Source organism: Brevibacillus sp. YAE8, assembly GCF_057543335.1.
In genome coordinates this window covers 1-595 of sequence record NZ_BAAIYG010000111.1, presented here as the reverse complement: position 1 = coordinate 595, position 595 = coordinate 1, and the positions used below count along the sequence as shown (strand labels likewise).

Sequence of the window (595 nt, the reverse complement as noted above, 5' to 3'; positions counted from 1 at the left end):
CCATTTCTTACATCACAATTACGATTCAGCCCGTAAATGATCCACCAGTAGGACCAGTGGTAGTGACGTTGGTCACTAATGAAGATACATCCATATCTAATCAAATTACAGCGTTTGACCCAGATGGAGAAGTACTTACGTATGCGTTGCAGGACCCACCGACAAATGGAGTGGCAGTGGTCAATGGTGATGGAACGTTCACGTACACACCAAATGAAAATTACACTGGAAATGATACGTTCACAGTCCTAATAAGCGACCCGTCGGGTGCGTTTATAGTGACGAACGTACTAGTAATAGTCACGCCAGTGAACGATGCACCAGTGGTGCCAGACTACGCGTTTGTGATCAACGAAGACACGAGTTTGAATAGCCGAGTGGTGGCAACGGATGTGGACGGAAACCCACTAACGTACGGGTTACTGACAGGTCCAGCAAATGGGACGGTGGTAGTAAATCCAGACGGCAGCTATAGCTATACGCCAAATGAAAATTACAATGGAGTGGATAGCTTTAGTGTCGTGGTAAGCGATGGCCAAGGAGGAACATCCATTTCTACCATCACAATTACGATTCAGCCCGTAAATGATCCACC

1 protein-coding gene is annotated in these 595 nt (G+C 46.6%); it reads left to right on the top strand.

From position 1 onward, the window contains the following. Positions 1-62: 62 nt before the first annotated feature. Positions 63-595: cadherin-like domain-containing protein (locus AC27IT_RS27870; protein WP_487092273.1), on the top strand; the 533-nt coding region annotated here is incomplete at its 3' end.